Here is a 12,311-nt window from a genome sequence, read left to right on the forward strand (position 1 = left end):
CCGGCTCAGTAGCCGGTGCCGGTGCCGCCCTCGAGCACTGCGCGTGACGAGGACAGTCCCAGCCGGCTCGCGCCCGCGGCGACCATCGCCTCGGCGGCCTCGCGGGTGCGGATCCCGCCGGAGGCCTTGACTCCGAGCCGGTCGCCGACGGTGCGCCGCATCAGGGCGACGGCTTCCTCGCTGGCCCCACCGGCGGGGTGGAACCCGGTCGAGGTCTTCACGAAATCGGCGCCGGCCCGCTCGGCGGCCTCGCACACCGCGACGATCTGCTCGTCGGTGAGCGCTGCCGATTCGATGATCACCTTCAGCACGACGGGCTGCGGCGCGGCGGCGCGGACCTGGCGGATCTCGTCCTCGACGGCGGCGAACTCCCCGGCACGGGCGAGTCCGACGTTGAGGACCATGTCGACCTCGTCGGCTCCCTTCTCGACGGAGTCGGCCGCTTCGGCCGCCTTGATCGAGGGGGCATGCTGACCGGAGGGGAACCCGCACACGGTCGCCACCTTCACGGTGGTCCGCACCGGCAGCATCGACGGCGAGATGCACACCGAGTACGTGCCGAGGTCCTCGGCCTCGCGCAGCAGTGCGGTGACATCGGCCGGCGTGGCCTCGGGCTTCAGCAGGGTGTGATCGATGAGTGCGGCGAGCTGGTCGCGGTCGAGATTCGTCATGCGCTGATCTTGGCAGACCGGCCGGTCCCCGCGCATCCACGGGCACCCGCACCCATTCCTCCACAACGCGCTGGTGTCCACATGTCGCCGCGGCGCCTGGTGCGCGGCACCGGATCCTGGTCGGCTGGTCGAACACCCGTTCCCCGACCGGGAGGTCACGATGTCCCTCGCCCCGCCGTCCACCCCGCCGGACCGCCTCAGCGCAGAGAGGGCGGCCGCGCCATCCGCCGAGCACGCAGCACCGGGCCCGCCCTCCGTACCGGACGACCCGCTGTCCCGCACCGATGCCGAACGTCTCGGGTCCCGTATCCAGGACCAGGCGGCCCGCATCGCCGAGGCCACCTGCGAGCTGCTGCTCATGGTCGGTGAGTTCGACGCCCGCGGCGGGCTGAGCTGGTTCGTCGGCCTGAAGTCGACGGCGCACTGGTTGGCGTGGGCATGTTCGATGTCGGCCGGGACCGCCCGCGAGCACGTGCGGATCGCGCGGGTTCTGCCCACGATGCCGCGAACTCTTGGGGAGTTCCGTGCCGGACGGCTCTCGTTCTCCAAGGTGCGCGAGATGACCCGCGTCGCCGGGCGCATCGACGAGGACGCCTTGGTCGAGCTCGCCCGCGACTCCACGGCCTCTCAGCTCGCCCGCGCCATCTCCTCCTTCCGAGCGGATGATGGGAGCCGACTGGACCAGGAGATGATCCGCGAGGCGCGCTGGCGGACCCGGGACGATGGCATGGTCGAGCTGCGGGCCGTGCTGCCGGCAGAGGTCGGCGCCGAGGTGACCACCGCCCTGGAGCTGGCCATGGCCCGGGACGGGCACGACGACGCGCCGGCCGCCACGACGGTGACGCCGGACGCACGGAATGTCCCGCCGACTGCTGCGGGTCAGGCCTCCGGCGAGCCGACCAGCATCGACCGTGCCGATGCGGAGGTGACCACCACGGCCACTCTCGAACAGCGCCGCGCCGTTGCGCTGCTCGACGTGGCGCGGGGTTATCTCGCCGCGGCGCCCGACGACCGCTCCGGGGAGGACCGACATGTGGTGGTGGTCCAGGTCAGCGCCGACGCCCTGAGCCGTGACGTTCCCGCGGGAACGTCCCAGCGGTGCAGCACGACCGGCGGCGGTCCGCTCGAGACCCGCACCGCGGAGCGTCTTGCCTGCACCGGCAAGGTCTCCGTCGCCATCACCGACACGACCGGCGAGGTCCTCCATCTGGGCCGGTCGCGCCGACTCGCCTCCCGCGCCCAACGTCGTGCCCTGAGGCTGCGGGACGAGACCTGCGTGTTCCCCGGCTGCCACCAGAGCAGGCATCTGGACGCTCACCACGTGACGCCCTGGTCCGAGGGCGGCCGCACCGATATAGAAGGACTCGCGCTGCTGTGCCGGCGCCACCACGTCATCGTCCACGAAGGCGGGCTCCGCCTCCAGCCGCTTCCGGCATCAGCTGCCGGCCTCTCGCGCTTCACGGTGGTAGACGCGGAAGACCGACCGGTACAGGCACGCTGGCCCGCCATGCTCGAGAGAGTCCGGACCAGGCCATCGCCCGGCGTCCAGGGCGATGGGGCCGGCGAGGCCGCCGAAGCCGGGAAGGACGACGGTCACGACACTCCGCCACCAGGCTCTGCAGATCCGCGCCGGATCGCGGCGCGGACCGGCGGGCAGGGGTTCAGCTTGTCGGAATGCGTCGATGCGTTGTGCCAGAACGTCGTCACCCTCGCAGCGTGACCCAGGCCGGTGTACATTCCCAGTGGGCCTGCGAACGGCAGCCGGTACTCGTCGCGACGGCCCCAGCACGACGCCGAACTGGCCTCTCGAGAGCTTCCGACCATGAGCGTCCCCCGTCGTCGAACCGTCCTCACCTCCGCAGCGCTCGGCGTCACCGGCGTGGCGGCCCTCGGTACCCTCGCCGCGACGTCGTCCATCACCGCCGGCGGCGAGCCGTCATCGTCCGCGGGTCGCTTCGGCTTCACGATCGGCTCCCTCGGACCCGAGGGCGAGGGGTCGTCGGTGGAGCGGGTGCTCGAGGACGTCGCGGAGGTGGCGACTCTGGGCGGATCCGGCGTCCGGCTCAACGCCGGGAGCGGGACCCTCCTGGAGACCTTCGACGGCCCCGATGACGACCTCGTCTGGAACGAGAGCGCCGTCGCCGAGATGCACCGGATCCTGGCCGCCGCCGCGGACGCCGGGCTCCGCGTGTGCCTCATGGTGATCAACCACTACGACGTCCCCGACGCGGGCGAGGATCGCTGGCTGTCGAAGACCACCGCCTGGTGGGAAGGCTTGGCCGTGCGCTTCGCAGCACAGGTCCAGCAGATCCAGGTCTTCAACGAGGCCGACGCGCTGCATTACCGGCGCTACGAGGCGGTGGGCGACCGTCCCCCCGCCGCGTACCTCAGGGAGCTGGCGTCTCGCATCACAGAGGCCGGCCGGATCTTCCGCGCCCACTCCCGGGACGTGCAGATCACCACGAATCTCTACGGCTGGCCGGTGGGCGACGACATCGAGGACCGATGGCACCAGGTGCTCACCGTCCTCGCTCCGACCCTGGATCTGCTCACCGTGGACGCCTACATCGATTGGGCCGATACCGGGGCCGAGACTCTGGGCGGCCTCGTCGACCGGATCGCAAGGCTGCACAGCACATACGGCAAACCCGTCGCCATCGGTGAGCTCGGAGATCCCACGTGCTCCATCTGCAGCACCCAGCAGGAGCAGGCGGAGCATTACGCGACCTTCCTCGACGTGCTCGGAGGTGCCGGCGATGAACTGACCGACGTCTTCTTCTACCAGCTGCGGGACCGCTCCGCCCGGGACGAGAGCGAGGAGACTTTCGGGGTGATGACCGAGTCCGGCTCCGCCAAGGCCGCCTACAACATGCTGCTGGATCGCGGACTGAGCTGACCCCTCGCCGAGCGCACGTGAGCGGTTCGCCTCACCACCGCCCGAACCGCCCGTCGGCCCCGGATCCGGCCCCTCGAGCGCCTAGACTCGTCGCCCGTGACCGAACCCGCCTCCCGCCCTCGCCCGCCGCGACGCATCGTGCTGCTCGCCGGTCCCTCCGGCAGCGGGAAGGGCGAGATGTCCCGTCGCTCCGGGTTGCCGGTGCTGAGCCTGGACGACTTCTACTGCGAGGCCGACGCCCCCGGTCTGCCGCATCGATTCGGGATCGTGGACTGGGACGACCCCGCCTCGTGGGATGCCGGCGCGGCCCTCGATGCCCTCGCGGCGCTCGCCCACGACGGCACCGCGGAGGTGCCCGTCTATTCGATCTCCGAGTCTCGGCGGGTGGGGACCGGACGGGTCGACGCGGGTGACGCACCCCTGATCATCGCGGAAGGGATCTTCGCCGCCGAGCTGATCGCACCGCTCGCCGCCGCCGGGCTGCTCGCCGATGCGATCGTGCTGCACCGCCCCGTGCCGCTCGTGTTCACGCTGCGACTGGTCCGGGATCTGCGGGAGAACCGCAAGCCGCCCGCGACGCTGCTGCGCCGGGGCTGGGCACTGGCGCGCGAGCAGCCCGGCCAGGTGCAGGGGTGGATCCGCGCGGGCATGCGCCCGGAAGATCTGCGGGCAGGCACGCGCCACCTGCATCGGCTGACGGAGATGGCCACCGCGGAGATCAGCCAGCGACGCCTCGGCCAGCCGACCGACCTCCTGCGCATCACCGCCGTGAGCTTCCTGCGCGAGGGCTCCCGCGGCACCGAGGTGCTGGCGGTGCGCAAGCGCGGCACCGGTTCGTACATGCAGGTCGGAGGCAAGCTGGAGCCGGGCGAATCGGCACTCGAAGCAGCTGCGCGGGAGGTCGAGGAGGAGCTCGACGTCCGCCTGGATCCGGCCGATCTCGAGCTGCTCGGCGAGTTCGAGGCCGTCGCCGCGAACGAGCCGAACACCATCGTGCACTCGACGGTGTTCGTCGCCCGCACGCCTCTGCCGGAGCCGCTGACCGTGCGCGCCGAGATCGACGGGCACCGCTGGTTCGGGGTCGACGAGCCGGGAACCGGTACTCGGCTGGCGCCGCTGATGACCGATCACATCCTGCCTGCGCTGCGAAAGCTCCCACCTCGAGCGCGCTGACCCGCGTGGTTGTGGTTGTACGGCTCGCTCAGGCGATGCGGTCCTTGACGATGCTGCGCGACGGCACCGCCTCCCCGGAGGGGTCCAGCGTCCAGGACCCGTCGATCGCCTCGACGGCCCGGGCGACACGTTCCGGGGTGTCGGTGTGCAGGCGCGCCAGGACGTCCCCGGCCTGCACCCTGTCCCCGATGTGGGCGGTGATCTCCACTCCCGCGGCGGCCTGGACGGCCTCCCCCGGACGCGAGCGCCCCGCTCCCAGACGCCACGCCGCGACGCCCACGCCCATCGCGTCCAGGCCCGTCACCACGCCGTCCTCGCGAGCCCGGAACTCCTCGACGTGCTTCGCCTCCGGCAGCGGTGCGTCGACGTCGCCGCCCTGGGCGGAGATCATCGCTCGCCACGAGTCCATGGCGCGTCCGTCGGCGAGCGCGGCCTCGACGTCGGCGTCGTGGACCCCGGCGGCGGCGAGCATCTCGCGGGCGAGGGCGCAGGTCAGCTCGACCACGTCGGCCGGTCCCCCGCCGGCGAGAACGTCGAGGGACTCACGCACCTCCAGAGCGTTGCCCGCGGTCCGGCCCAGCGGCGCGGACATGTCGGTCAGCAGGGCGACCGTGTGCACGCCGGCGTCGGTGCCGAGCTCGACCATGGTGCGGGCGAGCTCGCGGGCGTCGGACTCCTCGCGCATGAAGGCGCCGGCCCCGGTCTTGACGTCGAGCGTGAGCGCAGCGGTGCCCTCGGCGATCTTCTTGGACATGATGGAGCTGGCGATCAGCGGGATCGACTCGACGGTGCCGGTGACGTCGCGGAGCGCGTAGAGCTTCTTGTCCGCCGGGGCCAGCCCGGAGCCGGCGGCGCAGATGACGGCGCCGGCGCTCTCCAGCTGCGACATCATCTCCCCAGCCGTGAGGTCCGCGCGCCATCCGGGGATGGCTTCGATCTTGTCGAGCGTGCCTCCGGTGTGGCCCAGCCCGCGACCGGACAGCTGCGGCACCGCCACCCCGTAGGACGCGACCAGCGGGGCCAGGGGCAGCGTGATCTTGTCCCCCACGCCGCCGGTGGAGTGCTTGTCGGTGGTGGGCTTGGACAGCGCCTGGAAGTCCATCCGCTCACCGCTGGCGATCATCGCGCGGGTCCACCGGGCGATCTCGCCCCGCTCCATCCCGCGCACGAAGATCGCCATGGCCAGGGCCGACATCTGTTCCTCGGCGACGACGCCGCGGGTGTAGGCGTCGATGACCCAGTCGATGCGCTCGTCCTCCAGCACCCCGCCGTCGCGTTTGGTGCGGATGATGTCGACGACGTCGAAGGGCTCGACGCCGGTCTTCTCGTCGCGGTCGGCGCGATCAGTCATGTGCTCGTGTCTCCTCGAGGTCGTGGGGGCCGAAGGCCTGCGGCAGCACGGCGTCCATGCCGAGCACGCCCTGCGGGGTGAGGATCTCCATGCTCGCCGCGGCGTGCTCGGACAGCAGCTGGCGGCAGCGGCCGCACGGCATGATCACCTCGCCGGCGCCGTTGACGCACGTGAAGGCGACCAGCTTGCCGCCCCCTCCGGCGATGAGGTCACCGACCAGGCCGCATTCGGCGCACAGGGTGACGCCGTACCCGGCGTTCTCCACGTTGCAGCCGGAGACCGTGCGCCCGTCGTCGACCAGCGCGGCGGCTCCCACGTGGTAGCCCGAGTACGGCGCGTAGGCGCGTGAGGCTATGTCCCGCGCCACCTCGAGCAGCTGCGTGAATGGCGCTCCGGGTGCATCGACCCGGACAGCAGACCCCGTCATCGTTCCTCCTTGCCGATGTGCCGATCAGGGCCCCAGCCTGTCACAGCGCCGGCAGTCTCATTGCTTGACGTACGGGGTGCCGTTGGCGGCGGGCACGCGCACTCTGCCGACGATGCCGGCGACGGCGAACAGGGTGACCACGTACGGAAGCATGAGCAGGAAGTCGCCGGGGATGGAGACCCCGCCCTCCGCGGCCGCGAGGGTGCCCAGCCGCAGCTGCAGGGAGTCGGCGAAGGCGAAGGTCAGTGCCGCGAGCAGGGCGCCGACGGGGTGGTAGCGGCCGAGGATCATCGCGGCTAGGGCGATGTACCCCTTCCCGTCGGACATCTCCTCGCCGAAGGCGACACCGGTGCCGATCGTCAGTGTGGCGCCGCCCAGACCCGCGACGGCGGAGCCGAGCAGCACATTGGACCACCGGGTGCGGTTGACGGGGATGCCGACGGTGTCGGCGGCGCGCGGGTGCTCGCCGACCGCTCGCACGCGCAGGCCCCAGCGGGTGCGGAACAGGGCCACGGTCAGACCTGCCACGATGATCCACATCAGGTAGACCAGCACGTTCTGCTCGAACAGGACCCGGCCGACGACGGGGATGTCCGCCAGCAAGGGGATCCGCAGCGTGGGCAGCTTCAGCGGCGAGTTGAACCGGCCGGGGTTCTGGTCCATGACGGTGCCGGCGAAGAACGAGGTCAGGCCGATGGCCAGGACGTTCAGGACCACGCCGACGATGATCTGCTGGACCCGGTAGCCGACGGCGAACAGTGCCAGCAGGGCTCCCATCAGCAGCGCCATGATCGGGGCCGCTGCCAGGCCCACCCAGACGTTCCCGGCGAGCGAGCCGACCAGGACGGCCCCGAACGCGCCGAAGAGCAGCTGTCCCTCGATCGCGATATTGATGACGCCGGAACGCTCGGACAGCACCCCGGAGAAGGCGCCGAAGGCGAGCGGCACGGCCAGGATCAGGGTGCCCTGCAGCAGGGAGGTCACATCCAGCAGCCGCTGCGAGATCACCCAGGTCAGGAAGGCGAGAACCCAGGCGAGCGCGAAGACGGCCACCAGCCCGCCGCGCACCCGGGCCGACGGCCGGGCGCTGCGGGCGTGCAGCGACCACAGGGCGGCCGAGGCGAGCAGTGCGACCACGGACAGCCCGATGGCGGCCGGCATAGAGGGAACGGTGACGCGCTCGGGCACGATGCCCAGCGGGTTCAGGTCGCCCTCACGGGCGAGGGCGAAGGTCGACTCGGCACCGGGGATCCCGCGCAGCCCGAACACGACCAGGGCGATCAGTCCCAGGACGGTGGTGGCGGCCGGCAGGTGCCACCAGTTGTCGGGGCGACGGTCGTCGGCCTCCGCGGTGGTCTCGGTCCCGTCGGGCACGACGGCGGGTGCAGCGGTCATCGTTCCTCTCCCTGCGCGTCGTCTCGATGGCCGGGTCCGTGCTCGCGGGGCGGGTCGGCCCCGGGCGGGGGCGCGGGCGATGCCGCCGCCGGCGCTGCGCCGGGCGGGTCGGTGGGGGCAGTACGAGCGCGCCGGCGCCGGCGGGAGCCCGCCGAAGGATCGTCCACGCCCCGCAGGCCGATCAGGGTGCGCACCAGCGGCGGCGCCGCGATGAACAGCACCACGAGCACCTGGATCACCTGCACGAGCTCCTGCGGCACGTTCTGGTTGCTGTCCATGAACTGGCCCCCCGTGGACAGCCCGGCGAACAGCAGCCCGGCCAGGACGATCCCCACCGGGCCCGAGCGACCCAGCAGCGCCACGGTGATGGCATCGAACCCGATGTTGCCGGCGACCCCCTCGGACAGCCGCTTCTCGGTGCCCAGCACGTGCACGGCACCGGCCAGTCCGACCAGAGCACCGGCGACAGCCAGCACCAGGAACGAGGTGCGGGCCGGGGAGATGCCGGCGACCTGGGCGGCGCGCGGGTTCGACCCCACGGCGCGGAACCGGAACCCGAGGGTCGAGCGGCTCATCAGCCACCACAGGGCGACCGCCGCCCCGGCGGCCAGGAACAGGCCGGCATGGAGACGGAACGCCGAACCCAGCAGGGACGGCAGCTGCGCCGAATCCGCGATCGACGGCGAGGTGGGCTGCGCCTGGTTGGCTCCGGTGAACGCGGCCGTCTTCATGGCGTAGGCCAGCAGATACGTGGCGATCCAGTTCAGCATGATGGTGCTGATGACCTCGTTGGCGCCGAAGCGGGCCTTGAGGAAACCGGCGATACCGCCCCACAGGGCTCCGGCGAGAACGCCGGCCAGCAGCGCCACCAGCAGGTGGATCACGATCGGCAGGTCCCACGTGAAGCCGATGTAGCCGGCGGCCATGGCGCCCACGATGAGCTGTCCGGTGCCGCCGATGTTGAACAGTCCCGCGCGGAAGCTGACGGCCATGCCGGCGGCGGCGATGATGAGCGGGGTCGCCACGGTCAGGGTCTCCGTCAGCGGACGCAGACCCGCGGCCAGCGCCGGGAACAGGACGTACGTGCCGGTGCCGCCGGCCTCGCGCAGGTCCGAGGCGACGTCGGCGAACCTGGGGCCGTCGAACACGGCGCCGCGGAACATCGCCCCGTAGGCCTGGGTGACGGACTGCCAGATGGCGATGAGGGCGTCGGAGGGCCGGTCGACGAAGTACCCCAGGGTGGCGCGCACCTCCTGGTCGGCGATGACGATGAACACTGAACCGACGAGGAAGGCGAGGACGAAGCTCATCACCACCACGAGCGTGTCGCCGCGGGCGATGGACTGGACCAGCCTGGTCCAGCGGGCCTCGGCCTCCTGCTCGGGCGGCGGAGGAGTGGGCTCGCCGCCGGAGCCGACGCCCGGTGCGGTGCCCTCGGGGGCGAGGGTGCTCATACGATCTCTCCTTCGTCGGCGAGCTCCGAGTCGGTGGTGCGGGCCCCGGCGGCGACGGCTTCGCGGGCGGCCTCGACGGTGTAGCCGGCCATCATCAGGCCGAGCACGTCGCGGTCCTCGTCGCCGGCGACGATCCCGGGGATCGAGCCGCGGTACATGACCGCGATGCGGTCGGCGAGCTGGACGACCTCGTCGAGCTCGGTCGAGACGATCACCACGGGCGTGCCCTTGTCGCGCTCGTCGAGGATCCGACGGTGGAGGAACTCGATGGAGCCGACGTCGACCCCGCGGGTGGGCTGGGAGGCGATCAGCAGCGCGAGCTCACGGTGGAGGGCGCGGGCCATCACGACCTTCTGCTGGTTGCCGCCGGAGAGCGTGGAGACCGCGGAATCGGCCGATTCGGTGCGCACGTCGAACTCGGGGATCAGCGACTCCGCGTTCGCGCGCACGGCCTTCGGGGACATCGCCAGCGCCGAGCCGAACGGGGCGCGGTCGTGCTGGTCCAGCACGAGGTTCTCGGCGACGGAGAAGTCCGGCACCAGGGCGTCGTGGGTGCGGTCCTCCGGGACGAAGCCGACGCCCGCGTCGAGGACCTGCTTGGTGCTGCGGCCGACGAGCTCCCGCCCCTCGAGCCGCGCGGATCCGTGCACGCTCTGCTGCAGGCCGAGCAGCGCCTCGGTCAGCTCCGTCTGCCCGTTGCCCTGGACGCCGGCGATCGCGAGCACCTCGCCGTGGCGGACGTCGAAGGAGACCCCGTCCAGGGTCCGGTTGCCGGCTGCGTCGCTGACTCGCAGGTTCCTCACCGCCAGGGCGACCTCCCCGGCCGCGGCCTCGGTCTTGTCCTGGGCGAGGGAGACCTGGCGGCCCACCATCAGCGAGGCGAGCTGCGCCTGGTCGGCCGACGGGTCGGCTTCGCCGACGACCGCGCCGCGGCGGATGACCGTGATGCGGTCGGAGACGGCTTTGACCTCGCGCAGTTTGTGGGTGATGAAGACGATCGAGGTGCCCTCCTCGCTCAGCTGGCGCATGATCCCCATCAGCTCGTCGGTCTCCTGCGGGGTGAGCACGGCGGTGGGCTCGTCCAGCACGAGCACCTCGGCGCGCCGGCTGAGGGCCTTGATGATCTCCACGCGCTGCTGGGCTCCGACGGGGAGGTCCTCGACCAGCGCGTCGGGATCGAGGTCGAAGTCGAAGCGGGCGGAGATCTCGCGCACCAGCTGCCGCGCGGCGGCGAGGTCGAGCAGACCGCCCGAGGTGGGTTCGTGGCCGAGGACGACGTTCTCGGCGACGGTGAAGACGGGGACCAGCATGAAGTGCTGGTGGACCATCCCGATGCCCGCGGCCATGGCGTCCCCGGGGTCGGAGAAGCTCACCGGGGACCCGTCCACGAGGATCTGCCCGCCGTCGGGGCGATAGAGCCCGTACAGCACGTTCATCAGGGTCGACTTGCCGGCCCCGTTCTCGCCGAGCAGGGAGTGGATCTCCCCCGGTTCGACGACCAGGTCGATGGCGTCGTTGGCCACGAGCGACCCGAAGGTCTTCGTGATCCCGCGCAGTTCGAGCTTCACAGCATTCGCTTCCGTCGGCGCCGGCCGTGGAGATCGGCCGGGAGATCAAGGGGCATCACAGGCGGTCCCCGCCCACCGGTGCGGGGACCGCCTGCGTCGGGCTGGTCACGTGAGGATCAGCGGGTCAGGCGCCCTCGGGCGTCGCCGCGGACTCGACCACCACGGTGCCGTCGATGATGTCCTGCGTGAGGGCCTCGATCTCGCTGGTCAGCTCCTCGGGGACCTCGTCCTCGAAGTCGTGGTACGGCGCCAGGCCCACGCCGCCGTTCTCCAGGGTGCCCACGTACGGGGTGGAGTCGAAGCTCCCCTCGGCGGCGCCGGTGATGACGTCCTCGGTCGCGGTGGTCATCTCCTTCATGACGGAGGTGAGGATGCGCGACTGGGCCTCGGGATCGGAGGAGTTGGTCTCGTAGCCGTCGCTGTCGACCCAGATCACCTTGCGGCCCTCACCCTCCTTGGCGGAGGCGAGGGTGCCGGCGCCCACGGGCCCGGCGACCGGCATGATGATGTCCGCCCCGGCGCTGTAGAACTCGTCGGAGACGGCCTTGCCCTTGGACTGGTCCTCGAAGGTGCCCACGATGGAGCCCTCCTGGGTCTCCTTGTTCCAGCCCAGCGCCTCGACCTCGGCGTCGTGGGTCTCGTTGTAGTGGGCGACCCCGTCGACGAAGCCGTCCATGAAGATGGTGACCGTCGGCAGGTCCACGCCGCCGTAGGTGGCGACCTTGCCGGTCTCGGTGGTGCCGGCGGCGAGGTAGCCGGCCAGGAACGCGGCCTCGGCGGTGTTGAACTCGAGCGGCTTGACGTTCTCCAGCTCGATCGGGTTGCCGTCGGCGTCCTGGGCGGTGGAGTCGACGGTGGCGAAGTTGATGTCCTCGTGCTCCTGGGCGGCGGCGCCGGTGGCCGGGGCCAGCAGGAACCCGACCGTGATGATGAGGTCGCAGCCCTCGGTGACCATGTTGTTGATGTTGGGCACGAAGTCCGCATCGCTGGTCGACTCCGCGGTCGCCTTCTCGATGCCGAGGTCCTCCTCGGCCGCCAGCAGGCCGTTGTAGCTGGACTCGTTGAACGACTTGTCGTCCCAGCCGCCGGAGTCGGAGACCATGCAGGCCTTGTAGTCGCTGGCGGCCCCTCCGCCGTCGCTGCCGCCGCTGCCACCGGCGCTCTCCTCGGGCGCGGTGCCGCACGCGGCGAGGGTCAGGACGCCGGCGCCGGTCAGGGCGAGCGCACGCGTGATGCTCTTCATGGATTCCTCCGGTGGGGATGCAGGGTCGGGCCGGGCAGGTCCGGCACGGGTCTCGGGCGACAGCGCTGTCGCGGTCCGGTTCGGACCCTAGCCGTGCCGTGACCGCGCGGGCGGTCCGGGCGGGGTCCGTGCA

At 71.6% G+C, this 12,311-nt stretch carries 10 protein-coding genes; 3 read left to right on the forward strand and 7 right to left on the reverse strand.

Translation table 11 applies throughout. From position 1 onward, the window contains the following. Nucleotides 1-5 precede the first annotated feature (5 nt). Nucleotides 6-671 carry a deoxyribose-phosphate aldolase gene (deoC, locus tag ACFQS2_RS04995; RefSeq protein ID WP_377792907.1) on the reverse strand — a complete coding sequence of 222 codons (666 nt, stop codon included), beginning with the start codon at nt 669-671 and terminating at the stop codon, nt 6-8. 160 nt (nt 672-831) lie between these two features. On the opposite strand from deoC, the gene ACFQS2_RS05000 reads away from it, so the two are divergent. The 3 genes from ACFQS2_RS05000 to ACFQS2_RS05010 all read left to right on the forward strand — a co-directional run bounded on the left by ACFQS2_RS05000 (nt 832) and on the right by ACFQS2_RS05010 (nt 4,740). After that, a complete protein-coding gene (locus ACFQS2_RS05000; RefSeq protein WP_377792908.1) occupies nt 832-2,391 on the forward strand; it encodes a DUF222 domain-containing protein in 1,560 nt (519 codons plus the stop codon). 102 nt (nt 2,392-2,493) lie between these two features. After that, nucleotides 2,494-3,567, forward strand: coding sequence for a hypothetical protein (locus ACFQS2_RS05005; RefSeq protein WP_377792909.1), 1,074 nt, complete (start codon nt 2,494-2,496; stop codon nt 3,565-3,567). Between the two features lie 96 nt (nt 3,568-3,663). Continuing rightward, on the forward strand, nt 3,664-4,740 hold the full coding sequence (locus tag ACFQS2_RS05010; RefSeq protein ID WP_377792911.1) for an NUDIX domain-containing protein: 1,077 nt from the start codon (nt 3,664-3,666) through the stop codon (nt 4,738-4,740). Nucleotides 4,741-4,768: 28 nt separating this feature from the next. Here the strand turns inward: ACFQS2_RS05010 and ACFQS2_RS05015 are convergent, their stop codons facing one another. The 6 genes from ACFQS2_RS05015 to ACFQS2_RS05040 all read right to left on the reverse strand — a co-directional run bounded on the left by ACFQS2_RS05015 (nt 4,769) and on the right by ACFQS2_RS05040 (nt 12,178). Beyond that, nucleotides 4,769-6,091, reverse strand: coding sequence for a thymidine phosphorylase (locus ACFQS2_RS05015; protein ID WP_377792912.1), 1,323 nt, complete (start codon nt 6,089-6,091; stop codon nt 4,769-4,771). Further along, nucleotides 6,084-6,518, reverse strand: a complete 435-nt coding sequence (locus ACFQS2_RS05020; protein ID WP_377019862.1) for a cytidine deaminase — start codon at nt 6,516-6,518, stop codon at nt 6,084-6,086. Before ACFQS2_RS05020 ends, ACFQS2_RS05015 begins: the two co-directional genes overlap by 8 nt. Nucleotides 6,519-6,575: 57 nt before the next feature. Beyond that, on the reverse strand, nt 6,576-7,913 hold the full coding sequence (locus ACFQS2_RS05025; RefSeq protein ID WP_377792913.1) for an ABC transporter permease: 1,338 nt from the start codon (nt 7,911-7,913) through the stop codon (nt 6,576-6,578). Continuing rightward, the gene (locus ACFQS2_RS05030) at nt 7,910-9,367 is read right to left on the reverse strand and encodes an ABC transporter permease (protein ID WP_377792914.1); all 1,458 of its coding nucleotides are present in this window, start codon (nt 9,365-9,367) and stop codon (nt 7,910-7,912) included. Before ACFQS2_RS05030 ends, ACFQS2_RS05025 begins: the two co-directional genes overlap by 4 nt. Then, nucleotides 9,364-10,935 carry an ABC transporter ATP-binding protein gene (locus tag ACFQS2_RS05035; RefSeq protein ID WP_377792915.1) on the reverse strand — a complete coding sequence of 524 codons (1,572 nt, stop codon included), beginning with the start codon at nt 10,933-10,935 and terminating at the stop codon, nt 9,364-9,366. The genes ACFQS2_RS05030 and ACFQS2_RS05035 overlap by 4 nt, the downstream gene beginning before the upstream one ends. A gap of 124 nt (nt 10,936-11,059) precedes the next feature. Continuing rightward, on the reverse strand, nt 11,060-12,178 hold the full coding sequence (locus ACFQS2_RS05040; protein ID WP_377792916.1) for a BMP family protein: 1,119 nt from the start codon (nt 12,176-12,178) through the stop codon (nt 11,060-11,062). Nucleotides 12,179-12,311: the final 133 nt, after the last annotated feature.

The sequence above is a fragment of the Brachybacterium sp. GCM10030267 genome, from assembly GCF_042666875.1.
In the GTDB taxonomy this organism is placed as follows: domain Bacteria; phylum Actinomycetota; class Actinomycetes; order Actinomycetales; family Dermabacteraceae; genus Brachybacterium.